The organism is Bifidobacterium callitrichidarum (genome assembly GCF_003129905.1).
GTDB lineage: Bacteria > Actinomycetota > Actinomycetes > Actinomycetales > Bifidobacteriaceae > Bifidobacterium > Bifidobacterium callitrichidarum.
In genome coordinates, this window is sequence record NZ_QFFM01000018.1 from 35,905 (window position 1) to 59,447 (window position 23,543).

Consider the following 23,543-nt stretch of genomic DNA (forward strand, 5'->3'; position numbering starts at 1 on the left):
GGCTGTATGGTAAGTGAGCGGATGCCGTGGAGACGCATCCGCACCCGAGAGAGGGAAGACTATGGCCAATGCACCGAGCCGGCCACCGAAGCTGCCCGGCTACGATTTCGTCCAAACGCTGGGCAGTGGCGCCACGGCGACCGTATACCTGTATCACCAGCGCATGCCCGCCCGCCCGGTGGCGGTCAAGGTCAGCGCCAAGACCCTTGATCCGCAGGCGGCGGCCCTGTTCAACCGCGAGGCCAATTTCATGGCCAAGCTTTCATCGCATCCTTATATTCTGCCGGTGTATGATGCGGGCGTCACCTCGGACGGGCATGGGTTCATCGTGGTGGAATACGCTCCGGGCGGCACCTACAACAGCATGATGAAGGCCCAGTCGCTGACCTGCGAACAGGTGCTGGATCTCGGCATCAAGCTGGCGAGCGCGCTGTTCACCGCGCATCGCAGCAACATCATCCATCACGACATCAAGCCCAGCAACATTCTCATCACGTCGCAGGGGCTGCCGGTATTGGCCGATTTCGGCATTTCCACCGATGTCTACGACCGTACCGAGACGGGGTTCTCGCCGCCGTGGGCGCCGCCGGAGGTGCTGCAGCATCTGACCAACGGCTCGGAGGCGGCCGACATCTACTCGCTGGCGGCCACGTTGTACGCGCTGTTGGTGGGGTGCTCGCCATATCAGCATGAATATCGTCCGCGTTCGCAGTCGGAGCTCATCAGCCTGATCATCAACCAGCCGCTGCCGCGCATCAACCGCGCGGACGTGCCGGCCGAGGTGGAGAACGTGCTGCGCCGCGGGTTGAACAAGGATCCCGATCAACGCTACTACTCGGCGCTGGAGTTCGCACGGGCCATGCAGCGCGTGCAGTTCGCGTATTACGGTCATGCCACGCCGGTCACGGTGGAGGGTATGCCGCCGTATCCGAAGGACATCGAACGTCGCCGCAGGGTCACGGATCAGACCGGCCAGATGACGGCCGCGCCACGTCATTGGGGCAAGCCCGTGGCCATCGCGGCTTCCATCGTGGCGGCGTTGACAGCCGTGGGGCTGGTGTTCGCGTTCGTGGTGTGGCCTCGCATGGACAACGCCGCCAGTTCGGATGCCCGGCAGCTGGCGACGCCCGGTACGTCGGATAACGACGGCGACCGCAACGGACAAGACGACGACGTGATCACCGATACGGCGAACGCGCAGGTGCCCTCGCCGGAGAACGTCACCGGATCGTACGCGCAGGACGGTTCCTCCGTGACCTTCACCTGGACCAATCCCGACCCACAGGACGGCGATACCTATGCGTGGGCGATCATGCAGGGCAGTACGGCCGATCAGAGCGCCGCGACCACCACCACGAAGGACACCCAGGTGACCGTGAACGCGCAGGATGGTTCGCAGACCTGCATCCAGGTGTCGATCGTGCGCGAGAGCCGTCAGATGTCCGCGAATCCCGCAATCGCCTGCGCGGCCAAACCGCAGTAGTCCCGTCATCGATACGCATTGAAACCACACGCCGGCACCACTAGACTGGCACCACAGAGAGCAGGAAGGTCAGGGGGAAGACCAGATGGCCAGATCAGCCCGATCATATGATCGCAGGCGTCGCATCGGCGCCGCATTCCGTCGTCTGCTGCCGTCCGGCAGCCATACATGGACCATGCCAGCGCTCACGCTGCTGTTGCTCATCGGCCTGGTGGCGGGCGCGGTCATCGTCAGCACGGTGACCAGACGGCATATCCAGCTTGACGACGGCACCGTGTGGGTCACGTCCCTGAACAATCGGAAAGCCGCGCGTTTCAATGTGAAGAACCGTGAGGCGGACGCCGGCATCGCCTCCTCCGCACCCCGATTCGACGTGGCGCAACATAACAGCGACACCATCCTGGCCGAGCCGAACAGGGCCTCGTCCATCAAGGCCTCCACCGTCAGCACCGACGCGAAGACCGACACCCGCGCCAACACCACGACCATGATGGGTGGAGATACGGTGGCCTTCCTCAATGAGAAGACCGGCAATGTGTGGACCGGCCAGTCCTCGCATCTCGACGCGGTCTCCCCCACGGCTTCGGATCCGCAGATGGAGCTCGGCTCGGGCGGGCGCATCGTCGTGACCCATACGGGCGAGGTCTACGGCTACCGTCCATCGGACGGCATGGTCCTGCGCATCAAGGATGCGGGCGGCAGCCCGCAGGAAATCGGATCCCTGACCGGCGGCCGGCAGCAGACGGCGGATAGTTTCACCGTCATCGGCGAGACGCCGGTGATCGCCTCCGGCACCGACATTCTGTTCAAGGGCGGCAAGGCCACCGTGGACACCACCGGCAAGCTCACGCTTCAGGCACCACCCACCGATGACCGCCAAACCGACTGGGTGGCGGCCTCCTCACCACATGGTCTGGCTCTGGTCAGGTTGAAATCCGGCGCCAAACCCGTGTTCCTAGCCAACGGAGGCAAGGGCGAGACCGCGCAGCCGGTCTCGTTGAACGGCTGCGTCATGGCCGCCTGGAGCCAGAAGGTCAGCAACTACGTGCGCGTCTGCTCCCCCACGGGCACGGACGGCAAACTGCAGACCCTCGACGCGGTAAGCACCACCTCGCAGCTGGTGTTCCGCACCAATCATCGCCTTGCCGTGCTCAATGACGTCATCAACGGCAACGTGTGGAATCCCGAGGACTCCACCAAGGTCATCAAGATCCAGTGGAACCGCATCCAGACCGAACAGACCTCCAAGGAGGAGCAGAACACCGATTCGGCCAACAACCACCGCGATTTCTCGAAGACCTGCTCAGCCCAATCCGGTCAGATCAAGGCCGTGGACGACACCATCGGAGCCCGAGCCGGCTCCGAACAGATCCTCGACGTGCTCCGCAACGACGAGCAGACCGACTGCTCCGTGCTGCGCATCACCAAGGTGGGCGCGCCCAGCGGCGAGAACATCACCGTCTCCCCCATCTACGATGGCAGGTTCCTACAATTGGACGCCTCCTCCGCATCCTCCGGCACCGCGACCTTCTCCTATGACATCACCGACGGCCGCGGCCAGAGTTCCTCCGCCACCGTGACCGTGAAACTGACCGGTTCGGAGAACAGGGCGCCGCTCCAGTTCGACACCCCGCCGGAAATCGATGTGGAGCAGGGCGCCAGCTACACCGCCAACGCGCTGGGCAGCTTCACCGACCCGGACGGCGATCCGCTTACCCTGATCTCCGCGGTGCCGCAGAACACCGATCAGGTGCAGGTCTCCACCCGCGCGGACGGCCAGCTCACCTTCAACACCGGTGCCCTGGCCTCCGGCCGCGTGGGCGTGGAACTCACCGTTTCAGACGGACGGGCCAGCGGCACCGGCCTGGTGTACTTCTCCATCAAACCGGCGAACACGCTTTCGGCGGTCATCGACCCGATCGCCAAAACCACCACGCCCAATACGGACACCACCATCACGCTGGCCTCCTACGTGCACGGCACATCCAGCGAACCCGCGCAGCTGAGCCAAGTGGATACGCCGGACGGCGCCTCCACAGCCGCCAATACGGCGGATATGACCATCTCGTTCAAAGCCGCCAAGCCAGGCACCTACTACGTGCCGTACACCATCACGCAGGGGTCGGTGCCCGCCACCGGTCTGGCACGGGTGGAGGTGCAGCCGGTCGAGGGCGAGGCCGCCAAGCCGGTGGCCGCCAACGATGTGGCACTGCTCGGCGCGGACAACACCGCGATCGTGGAGCCGCTCGCCAACGACGTGGATCCGATGGGCGGCGTGCTGTCTGTGGCCACGGTGAGCGCCCCCGCTGGCTCCGGCATCAAGGTGGGGCTCGTGAGCCACAAGCGCGTGTACATCACCGCACGTCAGGTGCCCACCAGTCCGGTGGCCATCAGCTATACGGTCGCCAACGCCTCGGGCACTGCCAAGGGCACCATCGTATTGCAGCCGCCGGCGTTGACCTCCTCGAATTCGGTGCCGAAAGCCGCCAACGTCAACGCGCAGGTACGTGCGGGAGGCATCGTCTCGGTGGATGTGCTCGACCATGTGACCTATCCGGACGGCACCACGGTCAAGCTCAAGAACAATCTGCAGTACGACAAGAACACGTTCAAGGGACTGGCCTTCGTGTCCGGGGACACGGTGCGCTATCAGGCATCCGAGGAAACGGGCACGTTCCCGATCACCTACACGGTGGAGGACAACCTCCGCAACGTGGCCTCCGCCACCATCACCATCTCCGTGCACGCACGCAACGCCGAAGGCAAGGCAGCCCCCACCCCGCATGACACGGAAGCCCAGGTGGCCGCAGGCCAGAAGGTGCGCATCCCCATCACGCTGACCGGCATCGACGTGGATGGAGACGACGACCAGCTCCTCGGCCTGGGCAACAAGGCCCCCAGCCTGGGCCGCATCTCCGAAGTCGGCTCGGATTACCTGATCTACGAGGCGTATCCCGATTCCTCCGGCACCGACACCTTCTCCTACGCCGTGGAGGATTGGACCGGCCAGCGCGCCCAGGCGCAGATTCGCGTGGGCGTGTTCCAAAGCTCCTCCAGCTCCGGCGTGTACGCGCGCGACGACGAGATCACGCTGCGTCCGAACACGGCCGCCACCGTGCCCGTGGCCCAGAACGACATCTCCGGCGACAACACCAATCTGACCGTGGACAAGACCGTCAAGGCTCAAGGCATCAGCGGCGTGAACGTGAAGGACAACATGATCGCCTTCACCACACCGGCGAACGCCACCACCGCGTACATCGCCTACACGGTCAAGGACAAGGCCGGGCTTTCGGACACGGCCACGCTCACCGTGAACGTGGATCCGAACGCAGCCATCGAACCGCCCACCGCCTACGACTACCGGGTGCCTTCCGCGGCGACGATCGACAAGAAGTCCGTGGACGTGGACATCTCCCAGTGGATCGCCAACCCCTCGGGCACCGTCGACGAGCTCGAGGTGGGCGTGCACCCCTCGGCGGCCGACCATGCGCGCGTCAAGGGCGGCAAGCGTTCGACCGTCATCACCGTGGACCTGACCTCGCAGGCCCGCGCGGTGCCGTATACGGTGACCAACACCACGCACCACATCACCTCCACCGCGTTCATCCAGGTGCCCGCATACGGCGTGTTCCCGCCCACATTGCGCCCGAAGGCCCCTGAGCTGAAGGTCAACTCGCGCGAGACCATCACCATCAACATCAACGACTACGTGCGCGTGGGCGCCGGCAAGGAGCCGCATATCGAGTCGTCCGGCTCCGTGAGCGCCACCAAGGCGTCCAACTCGGATCTGTACGCGAACGACCACACGCTGAAGTTCACGGCCGTGGACAACTATTCCGGTCCGGCGTCCATCACCTTCACCGCCACGGACGGCAAACCCGGCACGGACAAGAACCGCATCATCAATTCGGCGGTGATCACGCTGCAGATCACCATCGTGGGCAAGGACGTGCCGCCGCCCACGTTCACCTCCTCCACCATCGATGTGGAGGCCGGAGCCGATCCGAAGACCATCGACCTGAAGGCGCTCACCCACGCCCCGGCCGGATTCGAATCCGAAGCCGCACGGTACACGTACGCCGGCGGCACCTCCTCCTCGGACCAGATCACGGCGAAGCTGTCCGGCAACGGCAGCCTGCAGATCTCCGCCACCAAGGAGGCACAGCCGGGCACCACCGCAACCGTCCCCGTGCAGATCAACTATGAGAAGGGCACGGTGAACGCCGGCGTGACCGTGCGCGTGGTGGCGTCCAGCCGTTCGCTGGCCCGCATCAGCGGCAAGACCCTGCAGCTCAAGGCCGGTTCCGGCGATTCCGTGGATGTGCTGGCGGATGCCTACAACCCGTTCCCGGATTCTCCGCTGACCGTGGTGGCCTGCAAGGCGGACGACTCCACCAAACTCACCGTCGACGCATGCGACCCCTCGGGCCGCATCTCCATCACCGCCGCCTCGGACATCGGAGCCTCCACGAGCACCGTGCTGGTGACCGTCGAGGATGGCAGCAAGGTCAAGGAGCGGCAGGTGACAGGCACCATCACCGTCTCCGTGATCGACCGGCCCGAACCGCCGCTCCTCTCCCCTGTGGGCGGCGAACCGCAGAACGGATCGGTGACCCTGACATGGACGCCGGGCGCGGCCAACGGCAGCCCCATCACCGAATACCGGGTCGATTGGACCGGAGGCGCGGAGGGCAGCAAATCCTGCGGTGCCGTCACCTCCTGCCAGATCACGGGACTGACCAACAACAAGCCCTATTCGTTCACCGTGAGCGCCCGGAACGAAGTGGGCTGGTCCAAGCCGTCCGCCTCGGTGGAGGCCACGCCGGACCGGGTGCCCACTGCGCCGACCAATGTGACCGTCACCGGCGGCAACAAGACCGCGACCGTCAGCTGGGACGCCCCCAAGGGTGATTTCGGCGCCGTGGACAACTATTCGGTGACCATCAGCGGCGCGGGCGCACCCCAGACCAAGGAAACCAACGGCACGGCCAACAAGATGACGTTCACGTTCCCCAACGGCGACATCAAGGACGGCACCACCGTGACCGCCACGGTCAAGGCGCACAACGCCATCAACTGGGGCGCCGAATCCGCGCCCTCCGAGGCGGCGGACGTCTGGGGCGACCCGGACGCGCCGACCATCGACCTGTCCAACAAGGACGAGGAGGTCACGGCCAAGATCACCCTCGGAGACAACCACAACGCCGGCTGCCAGGCCATCGTGTTCGGCGGCGACACGGAAGGCAGCCTGTCCTGCTCCGAGGATTCCACCACGTTCACCGTCCACGAGAGCGATCTGAACCAGTCCAAGATCACCGTGACCGCCACGGTCAAGCCCAAGCGCAAGCCGTCCGATCCGGAGACCGGCAAGGCGTCCTTCACCCCCGTCTACGAGGTGCAGCAGCCCACGAACGTCCGCACCTCCGGTTCGGGCAGCACCTGCACCGTGCGCTGGAGCAAGCAGGGCCTCGTCCAGTCCTTCAACGTGACCGCGGACGGTCTGGGATCCACCACGGCCGGCAAGAACGAGACCTCCGCCACGTTCAGCATGGATCCGTGGGCCACCTGCGGCACGGCCTCGGTCGAGCAGGTGTTCAACGGCGAGACCAGCGATCCGGTCTCCGGAGGCCCGTCGGGCTCGCCGTACGTCTATGAGGTCAAGGCGAAGATCACCGCCCCCAGCAGTCTCAAGTGGGGCGACAGCAAGGACGTGGTCGAGGTGTCCGGCGGTTCCGTGGACACCTACGGCAAGGACGCCCGCTACCAGATCGTCATCAACGGCCAGGCGTTCGACTGGACTCCGGGACGCCCGCTGGACGTGACCGACCTCGACATCGACGATGACGACGACTACCGGTGGAGCGTCAAGGTCACCAGCACCGAAGGCCTGAGCGGGCTCAACAACACCGCCTCCGGTGGCACGATCCGGGGAACCCGCCCCGGCGTCGAGCCCGACACCGACGGCGAGGCCTCCACATCCTCCTTCAAATCCCGTTCCAGCACCCATGCACTGATCAGATCGCCATGGATATTGGGACTGGCCAGAACGCCGGGGCGGTGAGGACCTTACGACCCATACGTTCCGAATATTCCATGAATCCCTCGCCAATCCAGCGCACGGACATCAATCCGATGGCAGACAGACATAACCGACACACCCAAAGCCGCCGAACACAGCCGACGGCATAACCCGGCAGCACGACCAGCAACAGTAGGAGAACAATCCCCATGAGCGAACACATCGACGACGCAACGCAACTGTCCGACGCCACCAGGCTTTCGGACTCCACCGAATTCTCGGACTCCACCCGCCTGTCCGACGCCACGCGCCTCTCCACCACGCCGCATGGCCCGTCCGATCACGCCCGCGGCAAGCAGCCCTCCGGCGGCAGGCAGGCCAAAGCCACGTCGTCCGATACCAAGGCCAACGCCGCATCTCCCGTGGTGCAGCCCAGCCTTCCTCAGCGTCCGGGCACCGGAAGCGCGTCCAAGCCGTCCGGCCCGCAGACCGCGCCCATCACGCCGAAACGGAAGGGCGACGAGGGTTTCCCGAAGAAGACCCGGCAGCGCGCGGCCTCCCAGGCCCCCGGCGCCATCGATTCCGGGCTACTGCCGGAACCCACCGACGAGGTAAGGGAGTTCCAGGACTCCTTCCACGCGCTGGTGGAGAACATCTCGAAGGTGGTGGTCGGCAAGGTGCAGCCGATCCGCCAGTGCGTCACCGCGCTGCTGGTGGGTGGCCATATCCTGCTCGAGGACAATCCGGGCACCGGCAAGACCCAGCTGGCCCGAGGTTTAGCCAATTCCATCTCCACCAGCTTCAAGCGTATCCAGTTCACCCCCGATCTGCTGCCCTCGGATGTGGTGGGCGTGACCTTCTACGACCAGAAGCACAGCGAGTTCGAGTTCCGTGAGGGCCCGATCTTCGCGTCCATCGTGCTTGCCGACGAGATCAACCGCGCCTCGCCGAAGACCCAGTCCGCTTTGCTGGAGGTCATGGAGGAGCAGAAGGTCACCGTGGACGGCGAAACCCATCCCGTGCCGCAGCCGTTCATCGTGATCGCCACGCAGAACCCCATCGAGCAGCTCGGCACCTACAAACTGCCCGAGGCGCAGATGGATCGTTTCCTCATCAAGACCTCCATCGGATATCCGGGCCATGACGTCTCGGTGGATATCCTCAAGCAGCTGGACGTGACCGACCGCGCCGGCGAGATCTCCCCCGTGCTCACCGGCGAGGATGTGCTGAGCCTGCGCAAGGTGGCCTCCGACATCTACGTGGACGATGCGATCCGAGAATACGTGGTGCGTCTGGTGGAGGCCACCCGTCACAACGAGAAGATCATGGTGGGCGCCTCCATGCGTGGCGCGCTGGCCCTGACCCGTTGCGCCCGCATCTGGGCCGCGGCGGACGGTCGCGCCTACGTGGTGCCGGACGACGTCAAGGACCTGGCGGTGCCGGTGCTCGCCCACCGCATCACGCTCACCCCGGAGGCCACCTTCGACGGCGCCACCGCCGAAAGCCTGATCGCCCAGATCCTGGAGGACGTGCCCGCCCCCACCATCGGACGATGACGAAAACACTCCTGCAGGAGAAGGTTTTCTCGGAAGGGATTTTCATGGATACCGCATCCACTGCAATCGCACGGCGACGCCGGAGACGCGAGCGCTCATTCAGACGCGCCGTCAGGACGGTCCGGAGATTCTTCGCCTCATACGTCTCGCCCCTGGGCTGGGCGGTGCTGGCGGCGGGGCTGGCATGCCTGATCGCGTTCGCGTTGCTGGGCTGGTACGAGCTGCTGGTCTTCGCCATCGTGGCGGCGGTGATGCTGCTCTCCGCCGTGGTGCTGTCCCTGGGCAACACGCGCTTCAACGCCGCGATCTCCGCGTCCAACCGGCGGGTGACCGTGGGAGACATGGTGTCCGTGCTGGTGGATATCGATAACAAGGGCCGTACGCCTACCACCAACGCGCGTGGCGACCTGCCGATCGGCGACGCCCACGAACGGTTCACCATCCCGATGCTCGCTCCGGGCCAGGCCAAACAGACGGATGTGGAGTTCCGCACGGTCTCCCGCGCCATCCTGCCCATCGGCCCTTTGCGCATCCGCAAAGGCGACCCGTTCGGACTCATCCGCCACGAAAAGGAGCTGGCGGAGCGGCTCACCGTGTTCATCCATCCGAAGACCGTGCGTCTGAACACGTTGAGCTCCGGCGTGCCGCGCGATCTCGAAGGGCAGCCCTCCGGCCAGATCGTGGACGACGACCTCGATTTCTACGGCCTGCGTGAATACGAGCCGGGCGACGACGTGCGCAACGTGCACTGGCTGAGCTCGGCGAAGACCGGCACCCTGATGATCCGCCAGTATGAGGCCACACGTCGCACGGACACGTCGGTGACCATGAGCGTCAATCCCGACGATTACGCCACCAGCCAGGAATTCGAGATGGCCGTGTCCATCCACGCCTCCATCGGCGTGCAATGCCTGCTCCAGGACCGTCCACTCTTCTGCCATGCCGGCGAGTTGCATGCCCAGCCGCGCAACGCCATGGAGTTCCTGGACGCCTCCAGCGCCATCGAACCGGACCGCGAGGACAATCCGAATCTGACCGAAGGCACGCTGCGGCACAGCCCGGACGCCTCGTTCTACTTCTTCACCGTCGGTTCGCTCAAAAGCGTGGATCAGATCAAGCGCATGACCATGGCGTTGCCCCGCTCCGCCAGTTGCGTGGTGCTGCAGGCCGATTCCGGTGCGAACCGCGGCATCAGGCGATTCGCCAACTTCACGCTGGCCACCGTGGGCGAGCTTGACGACCTGCCGCTCATCATGGGGGTGCTCGCATGACCGCCAACCGTCGCAAAGCTCCCATTAGCGCCAGCCAAGCCACGTATCGGGCCACCGGGGCGACCGGATCCGTCGCGCCGGCCCGATCAGGGCAGCCGAGCCAATCGGCACAATCGATTCGGCCAACCCAATCGACTCAGCCGAATCAGCCGAATCAGCCAGCTCAGCCGACCCGCACCTCGGCCGGGTTCTTCACCGCGCCACGCACCGCACCCGGCCGGACACCGGGAGGACTGCCCTCCGGAACCGCCCCCGTCTCCGGCGCCACGTTCGGCGGCACCCTTGGCACCAACACCACCACCGGGTCATGGGCGGATTCCACCCACTCGGTCATCTGGATGACCCATGGGGACCTGGCCCATGGCATCGGCCGCTCCGGCCAGCCCTGGGGACGTCATCTCATCAGTCTGACGGCCGTGGTCGCGATGATGCTGCTGGCGTTGTCCAATCTCATCGACGTCTACGGCGAACCCGTCGCATGGGCCGCGGCGGCGGTGCCGGCCACGCTGATCGGCGCCCTGATAGCCCTCGCCGGCACACGCCCCATCCTGCGACTGTGGTGGCAGCTGGTGTTCCTGGCGTTCGCGCAGTTCATCGTAGGACCGGTGATCGCGTTCAACGGCACCACCACAGCCCATATCGTGCCCGGTCTTGAGACCCTGAGCCGCGGCTGGGAGGCGACGTTCGGCTCGTTCAAATACCTGATTTCCATCACGCCGCCCATCGGCACCGCGGACGGTTCGCTGATGGCCGTATGGACCATGGGCCTGTGGCTCACGTTCCTGGCCGGCATCTTCGCCATCCACGGCAACGCCTGGCTGTCCCTGGTCAGCGTGCCACCGCTGGCGTGCGCCGTGGCCGTCTGCGCGTTGCTGGGCACCGGGACCGGCTGGCAGAGGCCGATCTGCGGCACCGCCTTCGCCATCGTGCTCATCGTGTGGCTGTCCTGGAGGCTCGACCTGTTCGAATGGGGCCGCTGGATCTCCAGTCTGATCATCGTGGTGCTTGCCGCGGGTCTGGCGTTCGGCGGCACGCTGCTGGTGCCGCAGGACCGCATGGTGCTGCGCGACCGCTACAACCCGCCGCTGAACCCGTACGACTACACCAGCCCTCTGAGCGGCATGCGCTCCTATATCAAGGATCACAAGAAGGACGTGCTCCTGACCGTCACCGATCTGCCGGCGGGAACTCCGGTACGTCTGGCGGTGATGGACCGTTTCGACGGCTCGGTATGGAACCTCTCCGATTCCAGCGAGGCTTCGGACTCCTCGAACTACGAGCGCGTGGGCACGTCCATCGCCACCAGCGAGAAGGGCTACCCGTTCACCGCCACCTTCACCGTGAACAAGGGGCTTGCCGACACCTGGCTGCCATTAGCCGGCGCGGCCAGGAGCGTGGATTTCAAGTCGAACAACGACACGTTCTACTACAACGCGGACACCGATTCGGCCATCATCCCCTCCGGCACGCACGAGGGACTGACCTACACCGAAACCGGCATCGTCCCGACCAAGCCCAGCGACAAACAGGTCAGCCAGGCCAAGGCCTCCCGTATCAGTCAGCCGCAGGCGCAAGACGTGCCCGATTCGGTGAGCAAACTGGCCACGTCGATCGCCGGCGGCCAGGCTTCGGGAGGCGCGGCCGCCGCCGCGTTGGCCGATACCCTCAAGGAATCAGGCTGGTTCTCCCACGGCCTGCAGGGCGACTACCCGTCCGAGGCCGGCCACGGCAACTACCGCGTGAACAAGCTGCTCGCGGGTACGGCCATGGTGGGCGATTCCGAACAGTACGCCTCGGCCATGGCGCTCATGGCCCGCGAACTTGGGTTGCCTTCGCGCGTGGTGATGGGCTTCCTGCCCAAGGATGAGGATGGCAGCATCTCGGACAAGCGCACCAAGAAGGAGACCGGCAACCACACCGTCACCGAATTCACCGGCAACGACGTGACCGCCTGGGTGGAGATCAAGCTCCAGAACCTCGGCTGGGTGGCCTTCTACCCCACGCCCAAGGAAACCAAGGTGCCCGATGAGAACCAGAACCTGACCCCACCGAACCCGCAGACGCTGGTCCGTCAGCCTCCGGTGCCGCTGACCGACCCCCTGCGCGACAAGACCCAGGCCAAGGGCCAGAGTTCCCTGGCCGGAGCGGACGCGGACGCCGATTCCGCCAATCTGCTCTGGCCAAAGTTCTGGCGTGTGACCCGTCTGGTGGCGCTCTACGGTAGCCCGGTTTGGCTGCTGCTCATCGTCTGCGGCCTGATTCTGACGGTGAAGGCGCTGGCACTGGCCCGAGCGAGAAGGCACGGCAGCCCGCAGACTCGCGTGGCCGCCGGATGGGACGCCATCCACGCGCTGGCCGAACAAAGCGGCATCACCGCCACCGGCACCAGACGCAATCAGGCCCAGTCCATCGCCCGTCAGCTCAACACCGACCCGCAGGCCTTCGCCCAACTGGGTCGCGAGGCCGACTATGCCACGTTCTCCGGCAAGGCCGTGCTCTCCAATCAGGCCGCCGCCTATTGGAAGAGCGTGGACAAGGTACGCAAATCGATGCTCGCGGCGCTACCCCGATTCAGGCGGATTCGCACCCGGCTTTCACTCAAGAGCGTGGTTATACTGTCAGGTAGACGCGCCACAGTCAGGAAGCCAAAGGGGTCTCGCACCGTCCGGCGCACGTCGAAGAAGGGAACGACGTCATGAGTTCAGGTTCCATCCGCACCGCCATCGCGAGTGACGTGGGCCTGAAACGCCGGAACAATCAGGACAGCGGCCTCGCCTCGCACGGCGTATACGTGGTCTGCGACGGCATGGGCGGCGGCATGGGCGGCGAGCAGGCCAGCGGTCTGGCCATCCAGCGGTTCGCCCAACTCGCCGGACGTCCCGAACGCAACCGCGCCGACATCGACGACGCCCTGGCGCTCGCGCAGCATGACATCCTCCAATTGGGCCGCGAGCTCGGCGGCGTGGCCGGCACCACCATTTCCGGTCTGATTCTGCCGGTCACGCCCGATTCACCGGATTCCCCGAGGCCGATGGATTCGTCGGCTTCACCAACCTCGCCGGACCTGCCGGACGCTTCCAATCACACGCCAGCCGATGGCTCCGGCCGGGCTCCCCGCGAATTCATCGACCAGACCTATGTGGTGAATGTGGGCGATTCGCGCACCTACCACATGAATCCCGTACCCGGCACCGGCTCATCCGAAGCGCCCGTCTGGGATGTCTCCTCGTTCACCCGCATCACCCGGGACCATTCCAAGCGTCAGGAGGCCATCGACTCCGGCCAGATGCTGCCGGAAGTGGCCGAAGCCACCATCCCACGCAACATCATCACCCAATGCCTTGGCGATCCGAACGGCATCGAGCCGGACGTCTACGTGGCGGATATGACCGGACGGTTCATCATCTGCTCGGACGGCCTGCACGGCGAAGTGCCGGATGAACGGATCGCCGCCATCGCCGCCGCCCACTCCTCCCCGCAGGAGGCCGTGGACGCGCTGTTGGCCGCCGCGCTCAACGCGGGCGGCACGGACAACATCACTGTGATTGTGGTCGATATGCCGCCGACCTCGCCCAAACACCATGCGTTCAGCGCCTGCAAGCTGGACGCGGGTGAGGAAATCGGCGTCATCGAGGACGCAACACTGCAAACACTCAGGACGTTGCGTTCGGCATAGCCGAGCGGAGTTAAGGAGGAAAACCCATGGTTGATTACGATGCCGCGGTCGCTGCCGTACAGGATCCGAATGCGGATCCCATCCTGCTGGCGAAGGTCGCCTATGAGAATCCGGAGTTCGGCGCCAATGTGGCCGTGAACCCCCGCTGCTACCCCGGCCTGAAGCGCTGGCTGGCCGAGTTCGGCGACGAACGCGCCCGTCAGACCCTGGAGCAGATGGGCTTCACCGCCGACGCGATCGGCGGCCCGGTGGTGGATCAGCAGGCACCCGAAGCCGAGGCACCGGCCGAATCCGACGTGGTCTACGGTCAGGAGACTGCCGCGGAGACCTTCGCCGAACCGTCCGAAACCGCTCAGCAGACCGACGCCCAGCCCGCCGCCGACGCCTGGACCGACGACGGTCAGTCCGCCGAATCGCAGTCGGCGTATGACGGTTACGCCGACCTGCAGTCCGTATCCAATCAGCCGGCAGAATCGTATGCCGAAACCTATGGCGTGACTGCCGATCAGCCGGCCGACGTCCAGCCTGCCGACCAGCCCGCGGCCGGCTACGCGCAGCCCGCCGCCGAGACCTATGCCCAGCCGGTTCAGCAGACGGTCCAACCGCAGCCGGTATTCGAGGAGCCGGTGGTCACCAACCCGTACGGTTTCACCGTGCAGCTGGCGCTGACCACCACCGATCAGATGCAGATCGCCCAGATCGCCCAGTACGCGCCGGAGCTGCGCGTGTGCATCGCCCGCAACCCCAATACGTACCCGGCCCTGCTGGATTGGCTCGCACAGCTGGGCGACCCGGCCATCAACGCCGCGCTGGCCTCCCGCCAGTGACGCATGATGCGGTGAAGTAGCGAAAGGACAGCATCATCATGGCCTTCATCCCCTATCCCCCGGCACCCGAATTCGGTTGGTACGCCGACGACCAGCCGACCGATCAGGCGGCCGACCAGCCGACAAACGCTGCGGTCGAGCCGGACAGCGCCGCGTCGGCACCCGAGACCTCCGCGGCCGATGCCCTGCAATCGGTGACCGACCCCGCAATCGCCCCTACCGAATCGGTCAGCGACATCGCCGATGCCCCGACTCCCGCGGAAGGCACCCCGCATGCCGCCGAACATGACATCGAGGACTGGGACAGCACCGTGCTCTCCCCCTCGTTCACGTCGAAGGCACCGCAGAAGGTGTACCTGCTCCACAACGACCTGACCGGCCAGACCATCGTGATCGACAAGAGCACGCTGCTGGGCCGCAAGCCGTCCATGGACGTGCCGCAGGGCGCCAAGTCGGAACGCATCGAGGATCCGACCCGCACCACCTCGCGCAACCATGCCGCCATCAGCATCGACACCGACGGCGCGCTGTGGATCGAGGATTACGGTTCACTCAACGGTACCTACATCATCAAGGACGGTCAGGAGACCCAGGTGGTCAAGGGCACGCCGCTCAAGCTCGACGCCCCCGCCACCGTCCGCATCGGCGACCAGTTCTTCAACTTCACCGAACAGGCGAACTGAGTTTCGCTAGTCCCGAGCTTGCGCGTCGACCTCCGTGAGCTCGGGCGGCCGACGGGTCGAGAAGCGGAACATCATCACGGCGAGCACCGCGCCGAACACGGCCATGCCGGCGAACACCCACATGCTTTGGGGGAACGCGCGCAGGTAGGCGTCCGCCTGGCCCGCACCGCCCGCGACCTGTGCCGCGGCGAACTCGGTGATCAGCGTGCTGGCCACGGCCGTGCCGATCGCCCCCGCCAACTGCTGTACCGTGTTCATCACCGCCGAACCATCGGCGTTCAGCCTGGCCGGCAGCTGGTTCAGGGCATGCGTCTGGTCGGGCACGAGCACGAACCCGGAGAACGCCATGAACACTGCATAGGCCACCGCGATCACCCAGATATTGCCGGAAATCAGAATGAACACGGCATCCATCACCGTGACGACCACGAATCCGATCACGATGAACTTCGGCGGGAAATGATTCTTCAAGGCACCGCCGATCATCGGCGCCGAAATCGCACCGACCACCGCGCCGGGCAGCAGCGTCAACGCCGCCGTGAGGCTGCTCAGGCCGAACCCGCGCTGCAGCAGAATCGGCAGCAGGAAGTTCAGTCCCAGCACGCCGCCGGAGGCCATGACCAGAATCAGCATGCCCAGAGAGAATCCCGGATACGCGAAGACGCGCACCTCCACCAGCGGCCGTTCCATGCGCAGCTGCATCGCCACGAACGCGGCCAGAACCGCCGCGCTGGCGACCAATACCAGCCAGAACCGCCAATCGCCGTTCCACGAGGCGAAGAAGCTCACCGCGACGATCAGGCCGGCCAGTCCGACGGCGACCAACAGCAGCGAGGGCACGCTGATGGTGGCCTGTGCGGCGTCGCCCTCATGACGAATCTCGGGCACGGTGGCCATGCCGAGCAGGAAGGAAATCAGCAGGAACGGCAGTATCGTGTAGAAGATCCAGTGCCAGTTCAGGTACTCCATCACCACGCCGCCGAACACCGGGCCGATGGCCGGCGCCGCGCAGGTGACCAGGCTTACGATGCCGAGCATCGCCCCGCGCTGCTCCAGCGGGGCCTTCTCCAGAATGATGTTGGTGATGAGCGGCAACGAAATGCCCGTACCGAGCGCCATGACGAGTCGCGCGGCCAGCAGCATCGGGAAGTTCACCGCGAACGCGCCCAACAGCGTGCCCGCGGTGAAGATCACGACCGCCGCGACGAACAACGCCCGCGTGGCGAAGCGACGCACCATGAACGGCGAGCTCGGAATCGCCACCGAAAGCAGCAGCAGATAACCGGTGGTGAGCCACTGCACCACGGACGCGCTGATCGCGAACTCCTCCATCAGCGTGGAGTAGGCGATGTTCAGCGACGTTTCGGACAGGATGCCCAGGAACGTAAGGATCGCGAGCGAGACCACCGCCACCACGAGCCTCGCGCCGACCGGACGTTTGCCGGATTCCGCCGACTCTCCGGCGCGTGCCGCCCGTGCGTGCTGCGTGTCGTATCCGCCCATGCGTATGTTCCTTTCCATGTTCGATGATGTTTCGATGACGCCGTCGTCCTTCCACAACCGATTCGTCAGCCGATCGATCAGGACAATCTGTCATGCTATCGGCGAATGTTACGCGAAACTCATCCGAAGCCCTTCGGCCCCGTCACGCCGGTGCCCTGCCGGTCCCGTCCTTCCTGCGCGTCCGGCGCGTCCCGCCGGGTTGCTCCCCGTCCATCTCGCCCGACATACCCCCGATGTGCGCCCTTGAACGGGGCGAATGTATGCTGAAAGTCTGACCAATAGGGCAACAAGGAGACGATTATGCGCGAACTCAACTGGGCCACGCTCGGATGCGGCGTCATCGCCAACCAACTCGAACAGGCGCTGGAAGGCGAAGGCCGCAAGCTGTATTCGGTGGCGAACCGCACACACGCCAAGGGCGTTGCCTTCGCCGAGAAGTACGGCATCGGCAAGGTCTACGACAACATCGACGACGTGTTCGCCGACCCGGATGTGGATGTGATCTACATTTCCACCCCGCACAACACGCATATCGAGTTCCTGCGCAAGGCGCTCACCGCGGGCAAGCACGTGCTGTGCGAGAAGTCCATCACGCTCAACAGCGAGGAGCTCAACGAGGCGGTGGCCCTCGCGGCGGCCAACGCCGTGGTGCTCGGCGAGGCCATGACGCTCTATCACATGCCGCTGTACCGTAAGCTCAACGAGATCATCGCCTCCGGCAAACTGGGCGATCTGAAACTCATCCAGATGAACTTCGGCTCCTACAAGGAGTACGACATGACCAACCGTTTCTTCAACCGCGAGCTCGCGGGCGGCGCCATGCTGGACATCGGCGTGTACGCGCTCTCCTTCGTGCGCTGGTTCATGAGCTCCACCCCCGACCAGATCCTTTCGCAGGTCAAGCGCGCCCCGTCCGGCGTGGACGAGCAGGCCGGCATCCTGCTGACCAACCCGGACGGCCAGATGGCCACGGTCACGCTGTCGCTGCACGCCAAGCAGCCCAAGCGCGGCCTGCTCTCATTCGACAAGGGCTTCGTGGAAATCTACGACTACCCGCGCGGCGAGCGCGCGACCATCACCTACGTGGAGGACGGCCACACCGAGGTCGTGGAGACCGGCGAGACCGCCAAGGCCTTGGCCTACGAGGTGGCTGACATGGAGGCCGCCATCGCCGGCGACCGCTCCGTCATGCATCTCGACTACACGCGCGACGTGATGGATATGATGACCCTGATCCGCCGCGCCCAGTGGGGCATGACCTACCCCGAGGAAGAGGCGAGCAGTAAACGCGACTAACGGACGGGAACCAAGTACCTCTAATAATCAACGGGAGCGGTAAAGGACGACATGCGTCCGCCGCTCCCGTTTCGTATGGTCCTACACCAGCGGTTCTCGCGCGTGCAGCTCACAGACGACGCCGGTCTCCTTGCGAATCCATTCGGCGGCCTGCAGCGCGGCGATGTTCCACAGCGCATGCGGGATGCCGCCGAAGTCCGGTTGCGCGGACCAGAAGGTCAGGTCATCGGGAAACGCGGTGATGGCCGTCCCCTCCTCGGGCGCCACTCCACCGCCCGGCATGACGGTACGGTACAGGCGGCGGGCCAGCGTGGCCACGAATTCGTTGGCCGCGGCGAACGTCTCGTTCAAGTGCTCCTCGGCCGTCACGGGCGGCCCGACGATCTCCCACGATTCCACGTCCGAGGCGTCCCAGTGCGCTGATTCGCCGTCCACCTTGCGTTCCAGCGTGACGAACAGTTTGGCGAACTCTCCCGAAGACAACCCGGTAACCCGCCTGCGTGTGGCCAATTCAATCGGCGTCATGCGTCCTCCCTGATATTCCTTGGTTCAACAGAGCCTGGTCCTTATTCATCAATGCCCAACGTACGTCCACTGCCATAGTATCCACAACGCGCATAAAGCACAGCCTTCCAACGAATGCCTCAGGGTCATACAATCGTGTCATGGGATTCCGGGACGAACCATTGACCGCAGCGCAGCATAAAGTACTCGTTTGGATCGGAGAAGGCTGCCCTTCTGATGTTTTCGATGACTATTCTCCGCGCATATCCGCACGTGCATTGTCCAATCGCGGACTTGTGACCATTACTGGGCATGGGAAACAATGGAGCGCCTCGCTCACGAAGGATGGAACATTCTATTTACAGAATGGTCGATATCCGGATACTACGGAATCCCATAAATCCGGCACCAATATCGAAAATACTTCCATCTCAAACCAAACCATCAATCCTTCTTTGAACATGCCCAGCGGAAATCCGCAGTCTCCCAAGCGGCCGGAGAACCCGAAGCAGGATTCCGCCGATAATACTGTCAGTATCACCGAAAAACATCCAATCGAACAAGACAATCCGCCACAACATAACAACGTTGAGACACGGCAGAAAACCAACGACACTACCGAACAGCACAATAAAAACACTAAAACAGAGCAATTCATCAATGATTTAATCCAAGCCGGTCTTTCAGGAATCGCCGTTCCCCCATCCGAGGAACATCATTATCGGCACATGGCAGGAACAGCGAAACGTTACAAGAAAATCCCTTCGGGCATGAAAATCGTGTTTGTGGATAAACTATCCGCGAATAATTGCACTCTATGCGTCGCACTTATTCCAAAGGATACAAGCGAATCCGTTGTACTCACTCCGGTTCCGATACCACATAGGCTCTCTCAGCAAAATACCGTCGTGCAAACTATGGCGGACAGCAAAACCTTTCGGATAACCGGAGAAACCCGACACCGCGCTTTACTATGTCTGAGCGGACTGGTTACGGCAGCCGAAGCGGACAATATGACCGTAGAATCCGCAATCAACGTGGTCACTGATGATTACCGGTATTACCAGCCTGACGCTCCACGTCATGATGAAATTCACATCTCTCTTGGAGATGACACCTACCGCGTATGGCTCGAACAGCCTTTGGTACGTCAACGTCATGAGCCGACCCGCAGGGAAATCAATCTCGTCAGCCGTGGCATATTATTCCCCGATTATGACGAGTATCCCGGCGAGCAGCTCGTTCTTCAACTCAGAGAGAAGGGCAGCACGAATTGGAGCGGATATCAGGACAAAGTATGGGGCAAACATTGGGCCGATAACACTGACCATAAATTGGAAGATGATCTTCCGGAAGTTCTTGAAGCAATACGGCTACGGCACAATGATCTCGTTCTTCAACGACGCAAGGAAGCAGAACGACTCCAGCAGGAGCAAGAAAAACGGGATCGTCACGAACGAGCACTTGCAGCCGCTCGCGAAGAGGCTCTGGCTCAATATCGCCGTAAACAGACAACGGATTCGATGATCAGACAAGCAAGAAATTGGCGAGATTCCAATCTCTTGATGGAGTATGCCATTGCCTTGGAACAGGCGGCACGAACGCATCCCTCACAGCGACATGAACTGACGAAATGGGCCTCCGAAATTAGAGAGTATGCTGCTGTCATCAACCCGATTCCCGATGGTGCCCATCCTGAATTATCGGAACCAACGACGAGTGATTTGCAACCTATTATCAACCTAATCATGAAAGGTCGTTAATATCCCCACCAACGCGGAGCACGCCTGTACTCCACCCGAACGGGAATTTCCTCAGGTCTGAGCGGCCGATCCACGGAAGTTCGATAATTATAGGGGGTGATGCGTTCTTCCTCATATTTCCGTTTGAGATATTCAACGGATTGAGCAAACCCGTGCTGTTCCATCTGTCTGAACAACTGTTCAAGCAATTCCTCCAGCCGATGGTTCTCCGCCTCGGCGGCACCCAAACGTTCATGCATAGTCACGGCTCTTTGTCCGCACCAGCATCGCAGCAATTCATGCAATGGACGCCCATGCTCCAAATACCATTGGTATTCCCACTGCGGATCGGTTCGATGCGGACGGTTATCCGGCCCTACGCCAAGATGACCGTTCCTGCATTTATCTCGATACTCCTTTTCGTCTTGATCCACCCACGCAAGAACCGGCATGGGATTAATTCGACAGGCATACTGCGCTATAAGCAATCCCCCTTCCGGAGAAAGCATCACGCCTCCGTCTTCCTTGAATCCGGCAACCTGATCCAAAACATCATCCACGGAAACGCCTATCCGCTGTTCCAGTCCAAGTTCGTCCAATACTTGTACCGACCAATGAACGTACGACCAGTCCCACTGAGCTATGGTTTCGGGAATAAGCAAACAGAATACTTCACACATCGCGTCCGTTTCCGTTTCGGTAAGCTCAACATCCTCGAATTTCTCCCATTGCGCCATTCGCCAATCGAATTGCTCTACATCCGCCCATGGGCCATGCAACCTACTGCCTGGAACATTAGCTCTCGTTCCGGCATTATTTCCCTCAAGAAACTCCACTACATATCGCGGAGTTTTCTTGCTGTTATCGATCTCAACGACTTTGACGTGCTGAGACGGTTCGTAAACCCTCAACCGGTAAATCAGTTCGTCCCCTATATCCGGCATATTCAGTCCCTTTGATCTTCAAAAATTCATGAGCGAAAGGAAGCCATCGCCGAGAACCGAGCACACACGCTAAAAAACGATTCCAGCTGTTCCGATACCGGTTCACAATGCCGGTTGAACGGGATATGCCAGCGGAACGAGTTCACCGCTGGCATCATAGAACTCGCGCAAGTTCATGGTATCCACGCCCATTGCGGCAGCCACGTCAGGAATTTTAGGTTCCTTCTTCAAAGGGTTGCTGAGCATGGGATGGACCGCCTGCTCATTGGTGACGACAATCGCATTCTCGACCATTGCGGCAGCGATTAGCCACGGATCAGCTTTTGACTCCGGCTCCCATTGACGATATGAGGCTTCCCGGTAAAGCCCGCAGGTGACCAGATAATCCTGAACTTGTGCGTAAGCCGCGCCGATCCCATCGGTCTTGTGTGAAAGCTGTCGGCTCTCAAACAAACCGAATGCCCACTCCGCCAGCTCATCCCGGACACCTCTGTTGTCCTTCTGAGTAATCTCCTTGAACACCGTGTCGAGAATTCGTATCTTGCCGTTACGAGCCATGCGCTCCATCCATCGCCAAAATGGATGGAATTCTTTATATGAAAATGGGTGATGAACACGATAAGAATCAATAAAGATATTCGAATCCAATAGAAATAAGTCACTCATCGATCCAAGCCTTTCGCCTTAAGCAGACCGTCATAGGCATGCATGGATTTGATACCCAGCAAGGACAGACCATCAGAATAGGGCAGACTGCCCCGATCGACGCTATCGCGAATCATGCGCACGAACCTTGTATCGAGATGAGATGCGTTCGCCAAATTCTGATTCCCTCCAGAACCAGATTCCGCGCCCATATTCGCTACTTGTCGTTCACTTGCAATACGTACCAGACGCACGTCCTCATCACCGGCCAGACCAAGCTGGTGCGCGTAAATCGTCAAGGCCAAGGCACTTAAGCCATACCGTTTTGCACATCCATGAGCGATGTCCTGCACGCGAATGCCTTCCGCAACCATCGCCATCCAATATGCTCGGAACTCAACCTCATCATTCACAACCGTTAAAACGACCGCCTGATTGATCTTGCGCTCAACGCTGCTGTCAACGGTGAAGGAGGAATCGTTGTATACCTCGTTGGAGCCAAGCAGCACATGGCCGATTTCATGCAATAAGGAAAACATCATCGCAGCATAAGAATCATTGCGATTGATGAAAATTAACGGCACCACCTCATCCAGCAATACGAATGCACGGAACTCCCGTACATCCAGACGGCGTGCATTGGACGTACCCGCTCGGGAATCGACCATTACCATCAGACCAGCATCAGATGCCTTACCGCGCAAGAAACGGAACCGCTCGTCATTGCTCTTACGTCGGCACCATCCCGCTTCGAGGGACAGCTTTTCACGAATACATTCGGACAACTCATTCGCAGTTGCATGAGATGGCACGCTTCCAACCAACAAGTTCTTTTCAAAACCCTGCGCGATCATCTCATCACGCGCCCAATCCTGACGGTTACGCATAATGGCAATCGTGTCCTTAAGGTTCCGGCTCGCTTCGACGCCGTGATTGTCAATCGTGCGATACCGTATCAGTTCATCCTCATGCGCCTCAGGAACAACAGAACGTACGAGGGCACCGAATGGCACCTGCAGCGCAGACCCAATTGCGGACAGCTTGGTGAACGAGAGACTCAACGGATCAGCCGCACTCAGCCACTGTGGAAACTCAGACAAACCCTCTTTATGAGCCACGGCCTCCGGATCTGCACCACTTTGACTGACAGCCCACCGCAGCGTGGCAGGGTATACGGTAATCGACGCCATTCCCGCCCCTCCTTAGCCTGTATCTAGGACGTAGTCACGCCTTAACGGAGAACACGTTCAACTTTGAATAAGAAACCAACTATAGGCTCATAATATCCTATCGACCAGATTCTTCTTGGTGAACCGACGTGCCTCACGTTTTTTGAGCGCGTAGGGTGTGGTGGTGCCTCATCGGGAATGAGCGCGAACGGTATCGGTCCT

Annotated in this window: 15 protein-coding genes; 10 read left to right on the top strand and 5 right to left on the bottom strand. The window is 62.4% G+C overall.

The window, feature by feature from the left end:
• The first annotated feature begins 61 nt into the window (after window positions 1-61).
• The 8 genes from DF196_RS09110 (at window position 62) to DF196_RS09145 (ending at window position 15,518) form a co-directional block, all read left to right on the top strand.
• Window positions 62-1,483 (top strand): serine/threonine-protein kinase, encoded by a 1,422-nt coding sequence (locus DF196_RS09110; protein WP_109057518.1) that lies wholly within the window; start codon window positions 62-64, stop codon window positions 1,481-1,483.
• 85 nt (window positions 1,484-1,568) lie between these two features.
• Complete coding sequence (locus DF196_RS09115; protein WP_109057519.1) at window positions 1,569-7,547, top strand: Ig-like domain-containing protein; 5,979 nt, start codon at window positions 1,569-1,571, stop codon at window positions 7,545-7,547.
• A gap of 167 nt (window positions 7,548-7,714) precedes the next feature.
• Window positions 7,715-9,061: an AAA family ATPase gene (locus DF196_RS09120; protein ID WP_109057520.1), complete on the top strand. Its 1,347-nt coding sequence runs from the start codon at window positions 7,715-7,717 to the stop codon at window positions 9,059-9,061.
• Window positions 9,062-9,105: 44 nt separating this feature from the next.
• On the top strand, window positions 9,106-10,332 hold the full coding sequence (locus DF196_RS09125) for a DUF58 domain-containing protein (RefSeq protein WP_109057521.1): 1,227 nt from the start codon (window positions 9,106-9,108) through the stop codon (window positions 10,330-10,332).
• A gap of 338 nt (window positions 10,333-10,670) precedes the next feature.
• Window positions 10,671-13,031, top strand: coding sequence for a transglutaminase TgpA family protein (locus tag DF196_RS09130; protein WP_109057522.1), 2,361 nt, complete (start codon window positions 10,671-10,673; stop codon window positions 13,029-13,031).
• Window positions 13,028-14,008: a PP2C family protein-serine/threonine phosphatase gene (locus DF196_RS09135; protein ID WP_109057523.1), complete on the top strand. Its 981-nt coding sequence runs from the start codon at window positions 13,028-13,030 to the stop codon at window positions 14,006-14,008. Before DF196_RS09130 ends, DF196_RS09135 begins: the two co-directional genes overlap by 4 nt.
• A gap of 26 nt (window positions 14,009-14,034) precedes the next feature.
• Window positions 14,035-14,835 (top strand): variant leucine-rich repeat-containing protein, encoded by an 801-nt coding sequence (locus tag DF196_RS09140; protein ID WP_109057524.1) that lies wholly within the window; start codon window positions 14,035-14,037, stop codon window positions 14,833-14,835.
• Between the two features lie 38 nt (window positions 14,836-14,873).
• Window positions 14,874-15,518 carry an FHA domain-containing protein gene (locus DF196_RS09145; RefSeq protein ID WP_109057525.1) on the top strand — a complete coding sequence of 215 codons (645 nt, stop codon included), beginning with the start codon at window positions 14,874-14,876 and terminating at the stop codon, window positions 15,516-15,518.
• Window positions 15,519-15,524: 6 nt separating this feature from the next.
• Here the strand turns inward: DF196_RS09145 and DF196_RS09150 are convergent, their stop codons facing one another.
• Entirely contained in the window at window positions 15,525-17,021 is a 1,497-nt protein-coding gene (locus DF196_RS09150) for a DHA2 family efflux MFS transporter permease subunit (protein ID WP_109057526.1), read from the bottom strand.
• A 300-nt stretch (window positions 17,022-17,321) separates the two neighbouring features.
• Between DF196_RS09150 and DF196_RS09155 the strand changes: the two genes are divergently transcribed.
• Entirely contained in the window at window positions 17,322-18,317 is a 996-nt protein-coding gene (locus tag DF196_RS09155) for a Gfo/Idh/MocA family protein (RefSeq protein WP_109057527.1), read from the top strand.
• 81 nt (window positions 18,318-18,398) lie between these two features.
• Here DF196_RS09155 and DF196_RS09160 read toward each other — a convergent pair whose 3' ends face one another.
• Window positions 18,399-18,842, bottom strand: coding sequence for a hypothetical protein (locus DF196_RS09160; RefSeq protein ID WP_109057528.1), 444 nt, complete (start codon window positions 18,840-18,842; stop codon window positions 18,399-18,401).
• Between the two features lie 140 nt (window positions 18,843-18,982).
• On the opposite strand from DF196_RS09160, the gene DF196_RS13295 reads away from it, so the two are divergent.
• The gene (locus tag DF196_RS13295; RefSeq protein WP_146194745.1) at window positions 18,983-20,584 is read left to right on the top strand and encodes a hypothetical protein; all 1,602 of its coding nucleotides are present in this window, start codon (window positions 18,983-18,985) and stop codon (window positions 20,582-20,584) included.
• On the opposite strand, the gene DF196_RS13300 is transcribed toward DF196_RS13295, so the two are convergent.
• The 3 genes from DF196_RS13300 to DF196_RS09180 all read right to left on the bottom strand — a co-directional run bounded on the left by DF196_RS13300 (window position 20,581) and on the right by DF196_RS09180 (window position 23,342).
• Entirely contained in the window at window positions 20,581-21,507 is a 927-nt protein-coding gene (locus DF196_RS13300; RefSeq protein WP_146194746.1) for a hypothetical protein, read from the bottom strand. The genes DF196_RS13295 and DF196_RS13300 overlap by 4 nt on opposite strands.
• Before the next feature lie 102 nt (window positions 21,508-21,609).
• Entirely contained in the window at window positions 21,610-22,173 is a 564-nt protein-coding gene (locus DF196_RS09175) for a DUF4411 family protein (RefSeq protein WP_109057531.1), read from the bottom strand.
• Entirely contained in the window at window positions 22,170-23,342 is a 1,173-nt protein-coding gene (locus DF196_RS09180) for an ImmA/IrrE family metallo-endopeptidase (RefSeq protein ID WP_109057532.1), read from the bottom strand. Before DF196_RS09180 ends, DF196_RS09175 begins: the two co-directional genes overlap by 4 nt.
• Window positions 23,343-23,543 lie beyond the last annotated feature (201 nt).